Origin of the sequence: Klebsiella sp. SWET4, assembly GCF_024296565.1 — a bacterium.
GTDB classification, from domain to species: domain Bacteria; phylum Pseudomonadota; class Gammaproteobacteria; order Enterobacterales; family Enterobacteriaceae; genus Klebsiella; species Klebsiella variicola.
In genome coordinates this window covers 856650-874084 of the sequence record NZ_JANCOB010000001.1, presented here as the reverse complement: position 1 = coordinate 874084, position 17435 = coordinate 856650, and the positions used below count along the sequence as shown (strand labels likewise).

Sequence of the window (17435 nt, the reverse complement as noted above, 5' to 3'; positions counted from 1 at the left end):
GGCATTTTTCTCATCCATGTTAAGTCGTAATCTTCTCCGCCTGGACTTTGGGAGACTGATTGCTATGCAACTAATATTGATTTTTATCGTCATTGCCGGAGGCATGGGACTGTCCATAGAGGCAGGATTGCTCGGGCCACTGGGTGGGGAGGTCGGTGACCTCTGGGCTACCTTCAGCATATTTGGCGTGGGCGCGGCGCTGACCTTCCTGCTGATGCTTTTTTTCAGCCCGCGTAACAGCCCGTCATTCTTTGCGCAACCAGCGTGGCAGCTACTTGGCGGCGTGCTTGGGCCGATTTACGTCATCATCCTGACCGTGGTAACGCCGGCAATCGGCATCGCCATGACTATGATCGGCATCCTGGCAGGCCAGGTGTTCAAGAGCCTGATTATTGATCACTTCGGTCTGCTCGGTACGTCGCGCCGGAAAATTGACAGTAAGCGTATCATTGCGCTGATTTTCATCATTGCAGCGCTGGCTATGGTTGCACAGGGGTAAAGTAACATTATGACTATTATCATGATTCTGCTCGCCGTCGCCGGTGGCGCCATGCTGAGTATCCAGGCGGCTATCAATGGCCAGCTGGGCAGCAAGGTCGGCGTATTCAAAAGCGCGTTCCTGACATTTTCTATCGGCGCCCTGGTGACGGGGCTGCTGATCTTCTTCTTCGAACCCAAACACACCCTGACGTTGATGGACGTGCCTAAATGGCAGCTGCTGGGCGCAATGTTTGGCGTACCGTATATCGTTATTATGGTACTGGCCGTCCAGCGTATTGGCGCGGCAGTGGCTACGGTCGCTGTCATTTTTGGCCAGTTAACCATGAGCATGCTGATCGATAACTTCGGCTGGCTTGGCAATGCGTCGATTCCATTCTCGATGAGCCGTCTCGGCGCCATTGTCTGCCTGGGTATCGCGCTGTTCTTCATTTACTCCAGCAGTAAGTCAAAAGCCGCAACGGCGAAAACTCCCCGGCAGCAGGAGAACGCTAACATATAAGCCCGGCCAGTTCAGGTGTTACACTGCAATGCCAAAGCTAAGTTCAGATGTCCGGGGCGGGCAACACTCAAATTTCCGCACCTCGCTCATGGCTGACCTTTGGCTCAGTTAGCTTGTCCGCTCTGTGCCAAGAGCGGACGTTGCTCATAAAGCAGTTTACCTACGGGTATTAGTCATTAATTTAGTTGATGTTGTATTGTTACGAGTGATCAACCTCAGGTTGAGGGGGACTCATTTATAGTCGAGTGTCCACTTTTGGTGGGTAAGATCAGTTCAGCTATCCGTCAGACATCCACGAAGCCATCTACCCACAAACGCTATCGAATAGCTGAACAGAATGATCTTGGCAGCGATTAAAAAACGCAAAATGTCCCCGACAGATGACTCGGTACGAAAGGTTATTTATATGGCGATCAAAGATGCGTCGAAAAAATGGACTATGCCGATCCAGAACTGGCGGATTGCAATGAGTCGTTTTATTATCGAGTCCGGTGACCGCCTGAGCGATCACCTTTAACGAGTGGGTAGTTACACAGAATTACTGACAGGCTCATGACTTCGCCTTTTTTTCGCTTACAAAAAAACATGTATGTTGGTTTTTTTCTTAGGAAGTCTATCGCATTTTATTCCTATTTCCACATTATTTTCCAATACTGAAAACTCCGTACTCACATCATCATCATTTAATTTCACTGCACAAAATTTTTGCGTGTAAAAATGAAAAGAATCTTCAAATACATAATCCACACTCAAGCTTATAAGCGATTTTTTATTAACTTTAGCAATAGATGCTCCAGCCTTATTAAATACCTCGGTTACATTTCCTATTTTGAAAGTTTTTCCAGTCAGTTGTAAAAGAATAAAGATTTCTCTTTCAACAAAAGAGGTAATGCTGCTAACTAATAAAAAAATTAACTCGCAGTGCCGTTGGAGTATACTCTGGCTGCCTATTTGCTCTGGCACACCATGTGAGGAATCATTTCTAACTTCAATGATATTATTAAGCTCTGACTCAAACTGCTCCTTAATTCTTTCCTCGCTTTCATATAAACCATACTCTTTTACAGACATAATTAGCCAACTTTCAAGACCAGTTAACCCTAACCGGCTAAAAAGCTCAAATATGACATTAGGCCTTAGATTATTATCATGCCTTATCAATGCCTCTGCAATAAATTGATAGTCAGAGACACTTTCATTAATAGCCCTATGATATTTCTCTATTAAACCCTCATGACTGAGAGAGCTAAATCTAGGCTGATCTATTCGACTCAAAACATGAGAAAACCCAATCCTATACTCCCTCTTTAGACCAGGAGATAAATCCGCATAGGTTTTGTTTTCCGATAAATAATCCAAATATGATGAAAGCGTTTTTTCGATAAAGTGTTCAAAAATAGCGTATAAACGAGTTACGGCAGTAGCGTACGCGTATTGTCTTATTTTCGTCACTTTAAATGGTGATGCTTTAGTCAGCCCAGAATAAATATCATTAAAAACATCCAAAACAACTATGATATCTTTTTCTGTATTATCCTTGATAACTTCGAGCATAATTATCTTCCAATTACATTGACCAGTATCTGTCGAAAATCATTTACTCTTAATTCAATATCTTTCTTAGTGCTAGCTCGCCCTGTAAAAGATGAAACACCTTTAGCTTCGAAAAGTTCTATTGTCTGTTTTAAAATTGACTCTTTGTTGTTTAATATTAAATCGTAGTCATCTAATCGCTCGCTAAATGAAACCATTACTGCATCATAAACCCCTTTCACTGGATGGCCGTAAAATTCGCCGTTCTTATACAACTTAAAAACATTATCACCATAGATTTTATAAGCTAACAGTTGTGTTCTCAAAAATATATCTTTCAATACGTCAACGTCATTATGCGTAAATTCTTTCGTACGTATTAAATACAAATCTAAAAAACCCTGAATTCCATATTTAAAATGCTGTAAATGTCTTAAAGCAAAAAACCTCAAAATAACTTCAAGATCTTCCATTTTTTTATAAAAAGATTCTCCATAAATCTCCAGTTTATGATTTCTCTCCTCCTCCTCCGTAAAAATAGGAAGGCCCCATATTTTCCTAAAAAGATCATCTCTTGCAAGTATGAAAAGCATGTCATTCACCAATCCCTTACTTAAAGAGTTTCTTATTTCCTGCCGTTCTAGGCGTACCCCGCCTGTGTTCAATCTTTCAAAAACCAATTGGCGTAAAAATATTGCATCTTCTTCATCTGGAGCTGACTCTTTTAATAAAACGATTGAAGAAATAGAGCGGCGATCAAGGCCTGATTTAATTTTATTAGGTAGATCAGCATAATACATACCATTCAGTTCAGGCCATAAATCTAATCCGGTTAATTTAAAACGATTGTTGTAATAATCTGATATGGCTGTGATTCGCTGCTGACCATCCATTACCTCATAAGCCCCAAAAGATTTCTCATATAAAAACACAGGAGGGACGGGGATATTTATTATGAAGGACTCAATAAGTTTAGATTGTCTTTCCTCATCCCAGCGAGATCTTCTTTGGTAAAATGGTCTGATTTCCATGTAATTTTGCCGCTCAAGCGCCTGAATGAAATTTGGCAACTTCTCATTATTAGTCTCAGTTACAATTCTATGCTCTCCTCGCTCATATTTTTCATTTATTTCACTCGTATTCATTTTTGTAGGTCTATCCTTAGGTGCAACATCCCACATTGATAATTCTGATTCAGAAAACATAATACATTCCTCAGTGAACGCTATTCAAAATACCATTTTTCATATAGGAAACAGGTTGTTAGCCTACCTTACATCACATAAAGGTCAAAAAAAACAATTTTCCCATTTTTTTTAGTCTTAACATCTGAACAAATGGTGAAACAAGCAATGAAATGACCTCCTCCCCGTCTATTAACCCACCGCAATTTTAGTAATACTATCAGCACCCTTTAAAACAGCTATCAATTTCCGCACCTCGCTCATGGCTGACCTCGTGACGCTTCAGAGGGCCCACGCTTTGTCAGAAATAGCCGTTTAACATGGCGATAAGATGATTCACGCTTGAGCGCTCATCTTCTTTTACGTAGCGCATTAAGCAGCGCCTGTGTGGCATCAGAGGACGTTCCGGATGGCGAACAAACCAGTCCAAATTCACGATGAATAGCCGGCGTCACTGGCACCACGCACAGGTTGCGCAAGGTCTCCGGCAGGGCGGATTCCGGTACCAGCGCGACGCCCATCTCTTCACCGACCAGTTTACAGGCGCTTATCCAGTCGCGAACCGTCACGCGAATATCAGAGAGTTGCAACCCGGCCTTTTCCATCAGGCTTTTGCCATTCACGACACAGCCGCCCGTCGCCAGAACAAAGGGCTGGTCCGCCAGCGCCTTTAGCGTTATGCCATCAGCTTTCGCATGCTGTGCCAACCGATGGCTGGCGGGCAGGACCGCGACCCATGCATCCTGTCCTAGTACCACCTCTGCACGTCCGGGAACGGGATTCATGACCACCCCAAGTTCAACGGTGTCTGCGGCAAGCCACGCTTCGACTTCTTCGTCAGAGCCTTCCAGCACAACAACGTCAATACCCGGATGCAGGCGCTTAACGTCGCGCAGCAGGCCGGGCAACAAGGTAGACGTCACGGAGGGAAAACTGGCCAGCCGAATGCGCCCGCGGGTGACGTTCCGGCCCCGATCAGCCAGTTCACGGATGGCGTTCAGCTGCGAAAGCATGTTTCTGGCATGTTCCACCACCTGCTCACCCAGGGCGGTAATCCCGATGTATCGTCGCTCACGGGTAAATACCGGAAAGCCCAGAGAAGCCTCCAGCTGGGCAATGGCCTGGCTGGCGCCGGACTGGGTCATGCCTATCTCCTCGGCAGCACGTGAGATATTGCCGGCATCCGCCACGGCTACCAGCAGGCGCCAGTGTAAAAGATTCATCATGATTATCAGTAGCTCAGCTAATAGTTCTTTTCTTTATCATTAATTTTACAGTGCGATCGGCGTTAAATACAGTGTGCTGAGGATCGTGCAGGACGTTGTCCGACGGCTTTACACATTAACGGAGACGAGATGAAACTTTATTACGCGCCAGATACCTGTTCATTATCACCGCACATCGTGCTGCGCGAGCTGAACCTTGAATTTGAACTGGTGAGAGTCAACAACAGAAGCAAGATCACCGCTGATGGTCGCGACTTCCTCACCATTAACCCGAAAGGATATGTTGCTGCGCTTGAGCTGGATGATGGGCAGATCCTCACCGAAGGGCCGGCGATGGTGCAGTACCTCGCCGATCGTAAACCTGAATACGGCCTGGCGCCACGCGCGGGCAGTTGGGAAAGGGTGCGCCTGCAGGAATGGCTTAACTTTATCACCAGTGAAATACACGCGGGTTCGGCGCCGCTGTTTAACTCCGCGCTGGCGGAAGATGTCAAAACGATTTTTCGAGACAAGCTATTCCGACGCTTCGATTTTCTGCAGACGACGCTCAGCGAAAAAAACTATCTGACTGGCCCGTCCTTTAGCGTGGCGGATGCCTACCTCTTCACGGTGCTGGGATGGTGCAAATTCTTCGCGATCCCACTGGATCGCTGGCCAGCGCTATCGTCGTATATGGAAATAATAAATGCCCGTCCTGCTGTACAGGCGGCATTACGGGCTGAAGCGTCTCAACAGGGCAGGTAGAAGGCGACATGCGTAGAGAAGGCCGCACAAGAGAGGCGGCCTTTGGCGTCAGATTGCCAGTTCAGGCATCTGCGCCATCACAAACGCGAAAACTTTTTCCGCGTCGAGTGAGGCATAGGGCAGACTTTCAATCACCGCAATAGAACGAGCGTCGCCAACGATCCCTCTTATCTCCGCGACCTTATACTGAATATGTGGCGCAACGAGAACTCCGTCGAAAGCGGGCGCCACGCTGGCAAAATTTTCCAGGCCCACTGCGCTGACAATGAGAGGATGGCCCTTTTTTTCCGCCAGTAACTGTATCTTTTTGGCGAGAGAATTGGCAGTGTTGCCAAACAAACAACATATCAGAAGCTTTTTCATGGTTTTACCTCCTGAGAATTAGTCACAGGATATGACTCGCCATGCGCATAAAATGAGCGCCACCTCATAATTGCGTGAAGAATTCATCATGATGATGCTGACCTTTCTGGCAAAGATGACCGATAGCGAAGATCTTGATAAAGGTCACTGCCACGCCGTGGCGGCGCTTCGTCGTCTGCTGTGGCAGAAGAGGGAGATCAGTGACTGAGTAGGGTGTCCGGGTGGAAATTCCCCGCCGGCCAGTGCCGGCGGGGGGAGTTGACGATTATTCCCAGCGTTTCAGCAGCAGGCTGGCGTTAACGCCGCCAAAGCCAAAACCGTTCGACAGCGCATAACGCATTTTCTGCGGGCGGGCCTGCAGCGCCACCAGATTGAGACCTGCCGCCTCTTCATCGGGGTGATGCAGGTTCAGCGTCGGCGGCACCACCTGATCGCGCAGGGCCTGAATGGTGAAGATGGCCTCGATCCCGCCGGCCGCGCCTAACAGATGGCCGGTGGCGGATTTCGTCGAGGTAATGGCGACCGGATGGGCGCCAAACAGCGTTTTAATCGCCGCCAGCTCACCTTTATCACCTACCTGCGTTGAGGTGGCGTGGGCGTTGATATGGTCAATCTCGTCGACGGTCACCCCGGCCTGGCGAATAGCGGTCTCCATGGCCCGACGTGCGCCGTTCCCGTCTTCCGGGCCAGCGGTCAGGTGATAAGCATCTGCGCTGGTGCCGTAGCCCACCAGCTCGGCCAGCGGCGTGGCGCCGCGCGCCAGCGCGTGCTCCAGAGATTCGATCACGATAAGCCCCGCGCCTTCTCCCATCACAAATCCATCGCGGTCTCGGTCAAAGGGGCGGGATGCGCTTTCCGGCTGGTCGCTGTAGGCGCTGGACAGCGCCCTTGCCGCGGCAAACCCGGCCAGGCTAACGCGATGAATTGCCGCTTCCGCGCCGCCGCAGAGGGCAATATCCGCCTCGCCGCTGCGGATCATCCGCGCCGCATCGCCGATGGCCTGGGCGCCTGCCGCGCAGGCGGTGACCGGTGCGCCGATGGGCCCCCGGAAACCGTGGGCGATAGACACATGCCCGGCGGCCAGGTTGGCCAGAAAAGAGGGGATAGTGAACGGCGAGAGGCGACGCGGCCCGCGTTCATCGGTGGTATGTACCGCATTGGCGATCTCGCTGAACCCGCCGATCCCGGTGGCGATCACCGTGGCGGTGCGTTCCTGTTCGGCCTCGGATACTGGCGACCAACCGGCCTGGGCCAGCGCTTCGCGGGCGGCGACCAGCGCAAACTCAATAAAGCGATCCATCTTTTTGCGCTCTTTCGCCGGGATGGTCGCCAGCGGGTCGAAGCCGTGCAGCGGATCGCTGTCAATGGACGGCACCTGGCCGGCCACTTTGCAGGGAATATCCGCGACCAGCTGCTCGCTGAGCCGGGTGATCCCTGACTTTCCTGCCAGCAGCGACTGCCAGACGTGCTGTACACCGCAGCCCAGCGGGCTGACAATCCCCATCCCGGTGACGACAATGCGTTTAACGGAAACGCCCATAGTTAACTCTCCTGTAGTATTAGTGTGCCGGCGGCTTTTTCATCAAGGGAACCAGCAGCGCGGCAAGCAAAAAACCCATCATGATGAGGTAGAAAGCATCGGAAAATGCCTGGGTTCGCGCCTCCCGCAGCGCCAGCGCGGAAAGATTTTTCAGCGCCGCCGTCTGCGCGGCATCCGGCGAGATCCCCTGGACGGTGAAGTTTGCCGCGCTGCGCTGAACAAAATCGCTCATTGCCAGGTTGGCGTTATTCAGATGGTCCGCCAGGCGGCTGTAGTGCAAATTGGTTCTGTCGTTAAGCACCGTGCCGCACAGGGCGATGCCGATGGCGCCCCCGAGGTTGCGCATCAGATTAAACAGCCCGGAGGCCAGCTTCAGGCGCGCGGGCGGCAGGCTGCCCAGCGTCAGGGTCACCGTTGGCGCGACGGCAAACTGCTGCGCCAGTCCACGAAAGGCCTGCGGGAGCAGCAGCTGATCCGCCCCCCAGTCGTGGGTGATCGGAACAAAGCTGTACATCGACACCGCAAAGCCGATCAGCCCGGCCATCAGCAGCCAGCGCAGGTCGACGCGGTTGGCGAGCCACGAATAAAACGGAATAGACATGACCTGGAACAGACCGGTGGAAAATACCGCCAGGCCGATCTCCAGCGCACTGAAACCGCGCACGCTCCCCAGATACAGCGGGGTTAAATAGATGGTGGCGAAGATGCCGACGCCGGCCATAAACGAGAAATAGCAGCCGAGGCTGAAGGTTCGATCCTGCAGGGCGCGGAGATCCATCACCGGCTGCGGATGGCGCAGGGTGCGGATAACAAAGGCCACGCCGCAGAGCAGGGCGACCCAGGCGGTGGTCGTCAGGGTCGCGTCATCAAACCAGCCCCAGCGCGGACCTTCTTCGAGGGTATATTCCAGGCAGCCGAGGGACAAGGCCAGCAGCAGAATACTGAGATAGTCGGCGCCGCGCAGCAGAGTGGGGTCGGCGCTGTCTACTTTTACCAGCAGCGGCACTGCCACCGCGATGTAAATCCCCGGAACCACGTTGATAAAGAACAGCCAGTGCCAGTTGTAGTTTTCGGTGATCCAGCCGCCCACCGTTGGACCCAGCGTAGGGGCGAGGGAGGCCAGGCCGCCGATCGTCGCCGCGGCAATAACCCGCTGTTTGCCCTGGAAAAAGGCGAAAGCGGTGGTGAACACCAGGGGGATCATCGACCCGCCCGCCAGTCCCTGCAGGGCGCGGAAGGCGATCATACTCTGGATGTTCCACGCCCAGCCGCACAGCAGGCTCATCAGCGTGAAGCCCGCCGCGGAAGCGGCAAACAGCCAGCGGGTCGACATGACCCGGGCCAGCCAGCCGGAAAGCGGGATAATAATGATCTCGGCGATCAGGTAGCTGGTTTGTACCCAGACGGTTTCATCGTCGCCCGCCGACAGGCCGCCGCCAATATCCCGCAGCGAGGCGGAGACGATCTGGATGTCGATAAGGGCAATAAACATCCCCACGCACATGCTGGCGAAGGCGAAGATCTTCTTCGCCGTCGGCATCGACAGTCCCTGCGGGGCGGGCAGCGCCTGAACGGTGCTCATCGAGGGCTCTTTTCGTTCACGGTGACGATCACCGACAGTCCCGGGCGCAGGACGTCAAGCTTTGCCCCGTCACCTTCCAGCGCAATGCGGACCGGCACCCGCTGCACGATTTTAGTGAAATTCCCGGTCGCGTTCTCCGCCGGCAGAATGCTGAAGCGTGAGCCGGTCGCCGGCGCCAGGCTGGCGACATGCCCCTTAAAGGTATGGTTCGGCAGCACATCGGCGACGATGGTCACCGGCTGGCCGGCACGCATATGCGCCAGCTGGTTTTCCTTGAAGTTGGCGTCAATCCACAGGCCGTGCGCGGGTACCAGGGAGAGCAGCTGCGTACCGCTGCTGACGAAGGAGCCGGACCACGCGCGGCGGTTGCCAATCACCCCATCGAACGGTGCGCGAATGTCGGTATAGCTGAGGTTCAGCCTGGCCATCTCGAGGTTAGCCTGGGCCTGCGCCAGGGCAGCCAGGATTTGCTGCTGGCGAGCATCCAGCACCGCCAGCTGACGTTCGGCCACGGTTTTATCCGCTTTGGCCTTCTCCTGCTCGGCGTGCGCCCGGCGATAATCGGCGGAGGCGTTATCGCGGATCTGTGCGGAAATCGCGCTCGACGCGGCCAGGGCGTTATAGCGTCGGTTGTCGTTAGCCAGTTTTTCGGTTGCCGCCGTGGCGGCCAGTAACGAGGCCGCAGAGCCGGCAATGGTCGCCTGCTGAAGCTGGCGGGTAGCCTGGATATCGGCCAGCGCGGCCTGCTGCGCCGCCACTTCTCCGGCGGCTTTCGCGAGGGCGGCGCGATAATCGCGGTCGTCAATGCGGATCAACAGGTCACCTTTTTTCACCGCCATATTGTCCTGCACCGCCAGCTGCTGGATATAGCCGGAGACTTTGCTGGAGATGGCGCTAATGTCGCCGCCGACATAGGCGTCATCGGTGGTCTGCATAAAGCGCCCGGTATGCCACCAGTAAGCGCCGTAGCTCGCTGCCGCCAGGGCGGCAGCGCCCAGGGCCGCCAGGACAAGAATATTTTTCTTACTGGTCGGATTCATTGCTGGCATCTCTGTAAGGTTCAGGCTGGAATTTTTGCCCGCTATCGCCTTCGCGTTTGCGCAGCAGATATTCATGACGATATTTCATCAGCGGCGAGGCGGCGGGGCCCGGCACCATGGCGTACTTACCCGGAATAATCTCTTCCCCGGTCGCTTTATCCACCATGACTGGCTCCACCCGTCGCTGGGTGGCGGTTTCCACCAGCTGCATCTGACGGCCTTCGGGGGCGAAGTGGCGGTTACCCCATTCCGCCAGCGCCAGCAGCACCATGCGAAAATCGCGGCCGCGTTGCGTAAGGTGGTATTCGTAGCGCGGCGGGGTGCTGCTGTAGCACACCTTCTCCAGCAGCCCGTCGTCGACCAGCGCCTTCAGACGGCGCGACAGAATATTGGGCGCGACGTTGCTGCTTTTCTGGAACTCGTCAAAGCGGGTAAAGCCCGCGAAGGCGTCACGCAGGATCATGATGCTCCAGCTGTCGCCGATGCGGCCAAGGCTGCGGGCAATGGGGCAGGGAGCGTGGCAAAGCGGTTCATTTTTCATGGGCTGTCCAGTAATCAGGTGGCTTTTGCCAGCAAATTGACATAGTCACTATCAAAATGCAAGTTACTCTTCATGGTACCCAGAGAAGAAGCCGCACTCGTTTCGCTACGCGGTTTCTTCCTTTGAATGCCGAAAAGAGGGACAGTCTCCGCCGCCACCTTATTCCTGCTTTATCGTAATAAGAGATAAAAATCGCTGATGGCGGATGAAACATTTTAATAATGATAGAAATCGATATGGTGGGTAATGACCTTTATTGGGGGATGCGATATAAAGTATGGTGAAATGCAAATTAACATTCTCATAACTTATAAAGGTTAAATAAATGAAGCAGGTGGGTATTGTTGGCTGGCGGGGAATGGTAGGCTCTGTATTACTGCAAAGAATGATCGAAGAAAATGATTTCGACGATATTTCAGCGCATTTTTTTAGCACTTCCAGTGTGGGCGGTGTGGGCCCGGTTATTAATGGTAAAAGCGACATCCTGAAAGATGCGAATTCCCTCAGCGCCCTCGCCGAAATGGATATCATCATCACCTGTCAGGGCGGGGATTATACCAAAGCCATCTATCCAGCGTTAATTAACCATGGCTGGCAAGGTTACTGGATTGACGCCGCTTCGGCGCTGCGGATGGATGAAAAAGCCTGCATTATTCTCGACCCGGTCAACCGCGATAATATCGATCGCGCAGTGAAAGCGGGAGTGAAACTGTTTGTTGGCGGCAACTGCTCCATTACGCTGAGCCTGATGGGGCTGGCCGGGCTGATCAAGGCTGACCTGATCGAATGGATGAGCGTGATGACCTATCAGTCTGCCTCCGGAGCGGGCGCCAAACAGGTGCGGGAATTAATCGCGCAAAGCGCTTATATCAGTCAGCATTTATCTGCAGATGAACTGACGGCATCAGGTTCCGTGCTGCCTTTAGTCAATAAAGTGAGTGAGCTGATTAACAGCGCCGGCATGCCGGTGGAGAATTTTGGCGTCCCGTTGATGGGCAGCATCATTCCCTGGATCGACAGCGATTTAGGCGATGGAAACAGCCGCGAAGAATGGAAGGGCGAGGCGGAAACCAATAAAATTCTTGGCCTTGCGCCCGGCACCATTCCGGTCAATGGCTTATGCATTCGGGTCGGCGTGATCCGCTGCCACAGCGCTGCCATTACCCTTAAACTTAAACGTGAGGTCAGCGAAGCGGAATTCGCTGAGTTAATAACCCATTCCCATCCATGGGTAAACTATATCCGCAATAATAAGCAAGAGAGTGTCAGTCAATTGACCCCGGCTGCTATTAGTGGTTCGCTGCAGGTAGGAATTGGCCGCTACAAGAAAATGTCGTTAAATAATGAACCCGTCTACTCGGTGTTAACGGTTGGCGATCAGCTATTATGGGGTGCGGCGGAACCCCTGCGCCGCATGTTAAATATCCTGCTGGGCAAAATATAGTTACGTTCATCCGGGGAAAGCACTCGCTCGCTGACGGTTAAGACAAATGTTTAACGAAGCGTTTGCGGACCTCCTTGTAGCCGTTATTTTCATAAAATTGATGCGCTCTGATTCTTTTTTCACCGCTTGAAAGTTCGATCTGAGCGCATTGTTTATCGCGGGCGAGGCGCTCTGCGGCATGGAGAAGTTGCTGGCCTATCCCTGAACCCCGTGACGATTCCTCGATGACCAGCGCGGAAATTAATGCCCATAAACGGTTCTCATGTACCGGTAAAATAAAATTGATAACGATTACGCCACACACGGCGTTTTCTGTTTCCGCCACCAGCGCACTCATCATACTCTGCGGGGCAGTGATGCGTTGTTCTATGATCGCCGTCTCCGTCTGATAGCCCAGCTGCAGAAATAGCGTTTTCAGCGAGGGGATATCTTTTGATTCAGCCGCTCTGATGAACACCATGATCTTCGACTCCAAATAGCGTGTTACCGGACCGGAAGCGGGCCGGTGGATACCTTATTCTCCGGTCCGCTCCCGTATACGCCACTCAGTCCATCAGACTGACCTGGGCGGCGACAATGCGCCAGCCGTAGGGGAAGCGTACCCAGGTCTGCTGCTGGCGGCCCAGGCGGGCGCTGCCTTCGCGGGTGAACTCGGTGCTGCACACCGCCATATCCGCGCCAAAGGTGGTAATGGTGGTATGGCGCAGATCGCGGGCCAGACCGGCGGCGGGGCGGGCGGCGCGAAAGGCGCGGATCGCCTCGATGCCATACAGATTTTCGCCGGCTCCCAGCCGTACGGTGCGCGGGTCGTGCCAGAACAGCGCATCCAGCGCCTCGATGTTATTGCTGACCAGCGCCTCTTCATACTGATAAAACGCCGCCGTCACCTCGGCGAGGATCGCCGGGCGGTCTACATTATCCAGATTGATCATGCTGCACTCTCCGCCACTCGGGCATCGGTAATGCCCATCGCTTCCAGCGCCCGCGCGGCGCGAAGACAGGCTTGTTCGTTAAACGGCGCGGCAATCAGCTGCAGGCCAATCGGCTTACCGCTGGCGGTACGCAGGGGCACGGTCACTACAGGCAGACCGAGGAAGGAGATCGGCTGCGTTAGCATTCCCATGCTGGCGCGCACCGGCAGCGGCTGGCCGTTAATTACCATCTCCTCCGCGCCTATCGGCGTGGCGCTGCATGGGGTGGCGGGGGCGATCAGCACGTCGGCCTGGCTGAACAGGGATTTCATTGCCTGGCGAGCATGACGGCGAAAACGCTGAGCCTGCAGATACCATGCGGAGGGGATCATCGCTCCGGCCAGCAGCCGCTCGCGGGAGTGAGGTTCAAAACGCTCTGGCGAGTGGCGAAGATCCGTCAGGTACTGATTGCCGCCTTCGCTGGCGCTGATGATAAAGGCCGCCGAGCGGGCCAGCGCGGCATCCGCGAACTGCAGCTCGCTGTCGGCGCCCAGCGCGTGGGCGATCCGATCCACGGCCGCCCGGGCGTCGTCATCGCACCAGGTGGTGAAATAGCCGCCCAGCCGCGCGCAGCGCAGCCCCTCCAGTCCGCGCTCCAGCAGATTACCGGTGCGCTCGCTGGCTTTATCAGCCTGAAAGTCATCGGCCGGGTCGCGCCCCTGCAGGGCGTCATACACCGCGGCGAGGTCGGCCACCCGGCGGGCAAAAGGACCAATATGATCCAGACTGGCGACAAACGGATGGCTGCCAGAGCGCGAAAGGCGACCGAAAGTGGGTTTCAGGCCAAAGATCCCGCACAGCGACGCGGGGACGCGGATCGAGCCGTTGGTGTCGCTGCCGAGGCTGAAATGGACCAGCCCGGCCGCCACCGCCGCGGCCGAACCGCCGGACGATCCGCCGGCGATCCGCGACAGATCGTGCGGATTGCGCGTCGCGCCATAGTGGCTGTTTTCGGTGGTAAAGCCGTAGGCGTAGGCGTCCATATTGAGCATCCCGCTGAGCAGGGCGCCGGCGCTGTGCAGCTGGCGCACCGCCCAGCTGTCGCTGGTCGCCGGTGGCCGGTCGCTCAGCAGTTCCGCCCCGGCGAGGGTGGTATGCCCGGCGACATCAAACAGATTCTTTACCGCATAGGGAATGCCTGCCAGCGGCGGCAGGGGGCGCTTTTCCCGGCGCAGGGCGTCGATGCTGTCGGCCTCCGCCAGCATGCGCTGGGCGGTGACCTCGGTCCAGGCGTTGATCTGCGGATTCACACGGGCGATGTCGTCCAGCGTCTGGCGGGCGATCTCCCGGGCGCTGAGTTCGCCCTCGTGCAGCGCACGCTGGATCTCGGCGATAGTGAAGTGATGAAGAGTCATGCTTTATACACCCCCGCAATCTCCTCGCGCGGCCCGAGGGGATAGTCCATCAGCGGCTGCGCCATGGCGGCGATGCGGGCAAACTGGCGCTCCAGCTCTTCACGACGCGGCGCATCCAGCTCCATATCCAACAGGTGAGTCATCTGCGTCAGATACTCGCTCCAGTCTGGCTGTGTGGTCATAGTCTGCTCCTTAGTATCCGGCGGCGGCGCCGTTGCTGCGTGGATCGGTCGCCCCTTCAAGCAGGCCGTTGGGATGGCGGACAATGGCGCCGGCGTGACCCATCGCTTCGCTGAAGTCGGCCAGCACTTCCACTTCGTGCCCCAGCTCGCGCAGGCGCGCGATACAGGCGGGGGCAAAGCGTCCCTCCAGTTTCAGTGAATCGGAGGACTGGCCCCAGGTGCGGCCCAGCAGCCAGCGCGGACGGGAGATGCTCTCCTGCAGCGGCACCCCCTGCAGGATATAGCGGGTAAACAGCGCCGCCTGAGTTTGCGGCTGACCGTCGCCGCCCATCGAGCCATAGACCATCACCCGGCCATCGTTCAGGCGGGCGGCGGCAGGGTTGAGGGTATGGAATGGCTGTTTGCCAGGGGCCAGCGCCAGGAGATGCTGCGGATCGAGGCTGAAGGCCGCCCCGCGGTTTTGCCAGACGATCCCGGTGTCCGGGAGCACCACGCCGCTGCCGAACTCGTGATAGATACTCTGAATAAATGACACTGCCAGTCCGCTGTTATCCACGACGCCCATCCAGACGGTATCGCCCGGGCCTTTGCCGCGGCCCCAGGGGGAAGCGCTGGCGTCGTCGATGCTGTCGGCCAGCGGCTGCAGGGCTTCCGGGGTGAGCAACTGCTGTACATCCACATCCAGATGGCGTGGATCGGTGATATGCGCATCGCGCAGGGCAAATGCCCGCTTGGTGGCTTCGACAATACGGTGCACCGTTTGCGCGTCGTCGGCATCGGCCATGTTCAGGCGGTCGGTGATGCCAAGGATCGCCAGCGACACCAGTCCCTGCGTCGGCGGCGCAAGATTCCACAGCGTGCCCTGCTGGTGCTGGAGCGTCAGCGGCGCCGGACGCCGGGCGCGGTGGGCCTGCAGGTCGCCGAGGGTGATCGGCATCCCCAGCGCGGCCATACCCTGCGCGAGACGCTCGGCCAGCGGCCCGCGATAGAAACTGTCGAGACCGTCGCTGGCCAGCATGCGCAGGGTACCGGCGAGGGCGGGCTGGCGAAAGCGGCTGCCGGGCCGCGGGGCCTCGCCCGATACCAGCCAGGTTTCGCTGAAACCCGGCTGATGGCGCAACTCTTCCAGTTTGCTGGCGGTGGCGTGGGCTTGCGAGGCGGTGACCGGAATACCGTCTTCGGCATAGCCGATCGCATCGGCCAGCAGGCGGGCCACCGGCAGCGCGCGGCCGGTTAAGTCCCGTGAAATACGCAGCGCCTCGTCCCAGCCGCTGACGGTGCCGGCGACGGTCAGCGCGGCCTGCGGTCCCCGGTGGGGAATATGCTGCTGTCCGGCGTAGGCCTCGAGGGTCGCCAGCGATCCGGCCGCCCCGCTGGCGTCAATGGCGATGGGGTCTCCCTCAGGCGGTACGATCAGCCAGAAGCCATCGCCGCCGAGGCCATTCATATGGGGATAGACGACGGCGATGGCCACCGCGGCAGCCACCATCGCTTCAATGGCGCTGCCGCCCTCGCGCAGGATCGCCAGCGCGCTCTGACTGGCGAGGTGATGGGGGGCCACCGCCATGCCGTGGGTCGAAACGTTGCTACTGTGCATAAATTATCCTTTCTGAACGAATCACCCGCAGAACACTGCAAAAGCTGTTCCATCTCTGAACGTTTCGTTTCATTGATAAAAACAATGACCAGAATTTTCCCACTGGCACGCTATGTGTAAGGCATAGCAGATACAGTATGATGAGGGATGGATGATGAAACGAAAGTTACAGGGGCGCTATGCAACAACTCGATGAACGACTGAAAGGGCAATACGCCTCGCTGTCGCCGCAGGAGCAGCGGGTGGCGGATTTCATCTTTGACCACTTTGATGACCTGATAAGCTACAACAGCGCCGAGCTGGCGCAGCTGAGCGGCGTGTCGAAAGCCACCGTCAGCCGGCTGTTCAAGCGCCTCGGTTACGACAAATATAAGGATATGCGCGATGAACTGCGCACCCTGCGCCAGAGCGGGATGCCGCTCACCGACCAGCGCGACGCGGTGCAGGGTAACACGCTGCTGGCGCGCCATTATAAGCAGGAGATGGCGAATCTCACCCAGTGGGTCAACGCCCTCGACGCCCGCCAGTTCGCCGAGGCGCTGACGGCGATGGTGGCCGCGCGCCGCATTGTGGTGGTGGGCATGCGTAACGCCTATCCGGCGGCGCTGCACTTGCGCCAGCAGCTGCTGCAGGCCCGCGGCCAGGTGCTGGTGCTGCCCCAGCCGGGCCAGAGCCTTAGCGAAGAGCTGGTCGATCTGACCGCCGATGATCTGGTGGTAATGATGGCGTTTCGCCGCCGGCCGCGAATAGTACGCCCGCTGTTGCAGCAGCTGCAGCGCGACGGGGTGCCGGTCCTGTTAATGTGCGAGCCGCAGGCCCACAGCCTGTTTCCGCTCTCCCGCTGGCAGCTCTGCGCGCCGCTGGACAGCGTCTCCGCCTACGACAGCTATGCCTCGGTCAACAGCCTGATTAATCTGCTGGCCAATGCCTTTCTCCATGAAACGCTCGACAGCGGTCGTCCGCGCATCCACGATATCGCCACGCTTTATCAGCAACTGGACGAGCTGGAACAACGCTAATGGGGCGCCAGCGTGGTGCTGTGCATTATTATGGTGCAATAAAAACCACGTGATGGCGCCGCCGCTCGCTGAACACTTTCCCGTTAATCCTTGTCCTTTCTCACTTTTTGTTTT

At 55.9% G+C, this 17435-nt stretch carries 19 protein-coding genes and 1 pseudogene; 6 read left to right on the top strand and 14 right to left on the bottom strand.

Annotated features, from left to right (window positions below):
- Positions 1 to 64: 64 nt before the first annotated feature.
- The 3 genes and pseudogenes from NKJ21_RS04520 to NKJ21_RS04510 form a co-directional block, all read left to right on the top strand.
- Complete coding sequence (locus NKJ21_RS04520; protein ID WP_012541664.1) at positions 65 to 499, top strand: DMT family transporter; 435 nt, start codon at positions 65 to 67, stop codon at positions 497 to 499.
- 9 nt (positions 500 to 508) lie between these two features.
- Complete coding sequence (locus NKJ21_RS04515) at positions 509 to 1000, top strand: DMT family transporter (RefSeq protein ID WP_111459913.1); 492 nt, start codon at positions 509 to 511, stop codon at positions 998 to 1000.
- A 272-nt stretch (positions 1001 to 1272) separates the two neighbouring features.
- A pseudogene (locus tag NKJ21_RS04510) lies at positions 1273 to 1517 on the top strand (transposase); the annotation flags it as partial.
- Positions 1518 to 1573: 56 nt separating this feature from the next.
- Here NKJ21_RS04510 and NKJ21_RS04505 read toward each other — a convergent pair.
- From NKJ21_RS04505 to NKJ21_RS04495, 3 genes are all read right to left on the bottom strand, one after another.
- Positions 1574 to 2554: an MAE_28990/MAE_18760 family HEPN-like nuclease gene (locus tag NKJ21_RS04505; protein WP_111459912.1), complete on the bottom strand. Its 981-nt coding sequence runs from the start codon at positions 2552 to 2554 to the stop codon at positions 1574 to 1576.
- Positions 2555 to 2556: 2 nt separating this feature from the next.
- Positions 2557 to 3738, bottom strand: a complete 1182-nt coding sequence (locus NKJ21_RS04500; protein WP_254732735.1) for a DUF262 domain-containing protein — start codon at positions 3736 to 3738, stop codon at positions 2557 to 2559.
- Positions 3739 to 4067: 329 nt separating this feature from the next.
- The gene (locus tag NKJ21_RS04495; protein ID WP_032700956.1) at positions 4068 to 4943 is read right to left on the bottom strand and encodes a LysR family transcriptional regulator; all 876 of its coding nucleotides are present in this window, start codon (positions 4941 to 4943) and stop codon (positions 4068 to 4070) included.
- A gap of 129 nt (positions 4944 to 5072) precedes the next feature.
- Here NKJ21_RS04495 and gstA point away from each other — a divergent pair, with 129 nt between their 5' ends.
- Positions 5073 to 5687 carry a glutathione transferase GstA gene (gene gstA, locus NKJ21_RS04490; RefSeq protein ID WP_239270402.1) on the top strand — a complete coding sequence of 205 codons (615 nt, stop codon included), beginning with the start codon at positions 5073 to 5075 and terminating at the stop codon, positions 5685 to 5687.
- Positions 5688 to 5735: 48 nt separating this feature from the next.
- Here gstA and NKJ21_RS04485 read toward each other — a convergent pair whose 3' ends face one another.
- The 6 genes from NKJ21_RS04485 to NKJ21_RS04460 all read right to left on the bottom strand — a co-directional run bounded on the left by NKJ21_RS04485 (position 5736) and on the right by NKJ21_RS04460 (position 10881).
- Positions 5736 to 6050: a PTS sugar transporter subunit IIB gene (locus NKJ21_RS04485; protein ID WP_239270401.1), complete on the bottom strand. Its 315-nt coding sequence runs from the start codon at positions 6048 to 6050 to the stop codon at positions 5736 to 5738.
- A gap of 265 nt (positions 6051 to 6315) precedes the next feature.
- The gene (fabF, locus tag NKJ21_RS04480; RefSeq protein ID WP_064838987.1) at positions 6316 to 7590 is read right to left on the bottom strand and encodes a beta-ketoacyl-ACP synthase II; all 1275 of its coding nucleotides are present in this window, start codon (positions 7588 to 7590) and stop codon (positions 6316 to 6318) included.
- 19 nt (positions 7591 to 7609) lie between these two features.
- The gene (locus NKJ21_RS04475; RefSeq protein ID WP_110227437.1) at positions 7610 to 9172 is read right to left on the bottom strand and encodes a DHA2 family efflux MFS transporter permease subunit; all 1563 of its coding nucleotides are present in this window, start codon (positions 9170 to 9172) and stop codon (positions 7610 to 7612) included.
- Positions 9169 to 10212: an HlyD family secretion protein gene (locus tag NKJ21_RS04470; protein WP_004179962.1), complete on the bottom strand. Its 1044-nt coding sequence runs from the start codon at positions 10210 to 10212 to the stop codon at positions 9169 to 9171. Before NKJ21_RS04470 ends, NKJ21_RS04475 begins: the two co-directional genes overlap by 4 nt.
- Positions 10196 to 10753, bottom strand: a complete 558-nt coding sequence (locus NKJ21_RS04465; protein ID WP_012541677.1) for a helix-turn-helix domain-containing protein — start codon at positions 10751 to 10753, stop codon at positions 10196 to 10198. Before NKJ21_RS04465 ends, NKJ21_RS04470 begins: the two co-directional genes overlap by 17 nt.
- A gap of 14 nt (positions 10754 to 10767) precedes the next feature.
- Positions 10768 to 10881 carry a hypothetical protein gene (locus tag NKJ21_RS04460; protein ID WP_254732804.1) on the bottom strand — a complete coding sequence of 38 codons (114 nt, stop codon included), beginning with the start codon at positions 10879 to 10881 and terminating at the stop codon, positions 10768 to 10770.
- Positions 10882 to 11078: 197 nt separating this feature from the next.
- On the opposite strand from NKJ21_RS04460, the gene asd reads away from it, so the two are divergent.
- Positions 11079 to 12197, top strand: coding sequence for an aspartate-semialdehyde dehydrogenase (gene asd, locus NKJ21_RS04455; protein ID WP_254732733.1), 1119 nt, complete (start codon positions 11079 to 11081; stop codon positions 12195 to 12197).
- Between the two features lie 37 nt (positions 12198 to 12234).
- On the opposite strand, the gene NKJ21_RS04450 is transcribed toward asd, so the two are convergent.
- From NKJ21_RS04450 to hpxW, 5 genes are all read right to left on the bottom strand, one after another.
- The gene (locus NKJ21_RS04450; protein ID WP_254732731.1) at positions 12235 to 12657 is read right to left on the bottom strand and encodes a GNAT family N-acetyltransferase; all 423 of its coding nucleotides are present in this window, start codon (positions 12655 to 12657) and stop codon (positions 12235 to 12237) included.
- Positions 12658 to 12742: 85 nt separating this feature from the next.
- Entirely contained in the window at positions 12743 to 13129 is a 387-nt protein-coding gene (hpxZ, locus tag NKJ21_RS04445) for an oxalurate catabolism protein HpxZ (protein ID WP_002905421.1), read from the bottom strand.
- Positions 13126 to 14523, bottom strand: a complete 1398-nt coding sequence (locus tag NKJ21_RS04440; RefSeq protein WP_080928602.1) for an AtzE family amidohydrolase — start codon at positions 14521 to 14523, stop codon at positions 13126 to 13128. Before NKJ21_RS04440 ends, hpxZ begins: the two co-directional genes overlap by 4 nt.
- The gene (hpxX, locus tag NKJ21_RS04435) at positions 14520 to 14705 is read right to left on the bottom strand and encodes an oxalurate catabolism protein HpxX (protein ID WP_004179955.1); all 186 of its coding nucleotides are present in this window, start codon (positions 14703 to 14705) and stop codon (positions 14520 to 14522) included. The genes NKJ21_RS04440 and hpxX overlap by 4 nt, the downstream gene beginning before the upstream one ends.
- A gap of 10 nt (positions 14706 to 14715) precedes the next feature.
- Positions 14716 to 16302: an oxamate amidohydrolase gene (gene hpxW / locus NKJ21_RS04430; protein ID WP_254732729.1), complete on the bottom strand. Its 1587-nt coding sequence runs from the start codon at positions 16300 to 16302 to the stop codon at positions 14716 to 14718.
- Positions 16303 to 16481: 179 nt separating this feature from the next.
- On the opposite strand from hpxW, the gene hpxU reads away from it, so the two are divergent.
- The gene (gene hpxU / locus NKJ21_RS04425; protein WP_008804829.1) at positions 16482 to 17321 is read left to right on the top strand and encodes a MurR/RpiR family transcriptional regulator HpxU; all 840 of its coding nucleotides are present in this window, start codon (positions 16482 to 16484) and stop codon (positions 17319 to 17321) included.
- The last annotated feature ends 114 nt before the right edge of the window (positions 17322 to 17435 follow it).

Excerpts from the sequence above, each read along its gene's own strand:
- hpxU (WP_008804829.1), top strand. The coding sequence starts at position 16,482 with ATGCAACAACTCGATGAACGACTGAAAGGGCAATACGCCTCGCTGTCG.
- NKJ21_RS04475 (WP_110227437.1), bottom strand. The coding sequence starts at position 9,172 with ATGAGCACCGTTCAGGCGCTGCCCGCCCCGCAGGGACTGTCGATGCCG.
- NKJ21_RS04505 (WP_111459912.1), bottom strand. The coding sequence starts at position 2,554 with ATGCTCGAAGTTATCAAGGATAATACAGAAAAAGATATCATAGTTGTT.
- asd (WP_254732733.1), top strand. The coding sequence starts at position 11,079 with ATGAAGCAGGTGGGTATTGTTGGCTGGCGGGGAATGGTAGGCTCTGTA.
- NKJ21_RS04495 (WP_032700956.1), bottom strand. The coding sequence starts at position 4,943 with ATGATGAATCTTTTACACTGGCGCCTGCTGGTAGCCGTGGCGGATGCC.
- gstA (WP_239270402.1), top strand. The coding sequence starts at position 5,073 with ATGAAACTTTATTACGCGCCAGATACCTGTTCATTATCACCGCACATC.
- NKJ21_RS04500 (WP_254732735.1), bottom strand. The coding sequence starts at position 3,738 with ATGTTTTCTGAATCAGAATTATCAATGTGGGATGTTGCACCTAAGGAT.
- fabF (WP_064838987.1), bottom strand. The coding sequence starts at position 7,590 with ATGGGCGTTTCCGTTAAACGCATTGTCGTCACCGGGATGGGGATTGTC.
- hpxX (WP_004179955.1), bottom strand. The coding sequence starts at position 14,705 with ATGACCACACAGCCAGACTGGAGCGAGTATCTGACGCAGATGACTCAC.
- NKJ21_RS04470 (WP_004179962.1), bottom strand. The coding sequence starts at position 10,212 with ATGAATCCGACCAGTAAGAAAAATATTCTTGTCCTGGCGGCCCTGGGC.
- NKJ21_RS04485 (WP_239270401.1), bottom strand. The coding sequence starts at position 6,050 with ATGAAAAAGCTTCTGATATGTTGTTTGTTTGGCAACACTGCCAATTCT.
- NKJ21_RS04440 (WP_080928602.1), bottom strand. The coding sequence starts at position 14,523 with ATGACTCTTCATCACTTCACTATCGCCGAGATCCAGCGTGCGCTGCAC.
- NKJ21_RS04520 (WP_012541664.1), top strand. The coding sequence starts at position 65 with ATGCAACTAATATTGATTTTTATCGTCATTGCCGGAGGCATGGGACTG.
- NKJ21_RS04515 (WP_111459913.1), top strand. The coding sequence starts at position 509 with ATGACTATTATCATGATTCTGCTCGCCGTCGCCGGTGGCGCCATGCTG.
- hpxZ (WP_002905421.1), bottom strand. The coding sequence starts at position 13,129 with ATGATCAATCTGGATAATGTAGACCGCCCGGCGATCCTCGCCGAGGTG.
- NKJ21_RS04450 (WP_254732731.1), bottom strand. The coding sequence starts at position 12,657 with ATGGTGTTCATCAGAGCGGCTGAATCAAAAGATATCCCCTCGCTGAAA.
- hpxW (WP_254732729.1), bottom strand. The coding sequence starts at position 16,302 with ATGCACAGTAGCAACGTTTCGACCCACGGCATGGCGGTGGCCCCCCAT.
- NKJ21_RS04465 (WP_012541677.1), bottom strand. The coding sequence starts at position 10,753 with ATGAAAAATGAACCGCTTTGCCACGCTCCCTGCCCCATTGCCCGCAGC.